Here is a 928-nt window from a genome sequence, read left to right on the forward strand (position 1 = left end):
TGAATTGCTTTCAAAACTGCGTAGCACATCATGAGTACCTCTAAAAAACAATAAAAACAAGCGAATAATTGTATTTTTACTTATGATTCCCAACAATCACACGGCACAAACATCCATTTTTCTAGTTGTGAATTGCTTTCAAAATTGTATTTTTACTTATGATTCCCAACGCAAATAATGCCAAATTAGAATTACCTCGAGTTGTGAATTGCTTTCAAAATTGTATTTTTACTTATGATTCCCAACTAAACGGGGTTTAAAAGCTATTTAAACTCAGTTGTGAATTGCTTTCAAAATTGTATTTTTACTTATGATTCCCAACCTTGTTCTAAATTATTATTTTGTGTTTGCAGTTGTGAATTGCTTTCAAAATTGTATTTTTACTTATGATTCCCAACTAATGGAGCAATAACAATCCATCCTGCTAAGTTGTGAATTGCTTTCAAAATTGTATTTTTACTTATGATTCCCAACTTTTTTTAATTAATGAGTTTGATTTTACAAGTTGTGAATTGCTTTCAAAATTGTATTTTTACTTATGATTCCCAACATGAAAGGTAAGTCAGTAAACTTACCAACAGTTGTGAATTGCTTTCAAAATTGTATTTTTACTTATGATTCCCAACCTAAGACACTTGGAACAGTTAGTTATCCTAGTTGTGAATTGCTTTCAAAATTGTATTTTTACTTATGATTCCCAACAATAAATGAATGTACTAGCACCGAATTTCAGTTGTGAATTGCTTTCAAAATTGTATTTTTACTTATGATTCCCAACATGCTGTTACAGGAGAAATACATGGAAGTAGTTGTGAATTGCTTTCAAAATTGTATTTTTACTTATGATTCCCAACGTCAGTCTGTGAAAAAACTTCCGTTTTTGTTTCAAACAAATATATAAAATAGTTTTATGAAAAAGCAGATTTTT

At 29.1% G+C, this 928-nt stretch carries 1 CRISPR repeat array.

The window, feature by feature from the left end:
• Positions 1-123: 123 nt before the first annotated feature.
• Positions 124-854: direct repeats of the CRISPR family, unit length 47 nt; unit sequence AGTTGTGAATTGCTTTCAAAATTGTATTTTTACTTATGATTCCCAAC.
• The last annotated feature ends 74 nt before the right edge of the window (positions 855-928 follow it).

The organism is Flavobacterium sp. ST-158, from assembly GCF_058309975.1.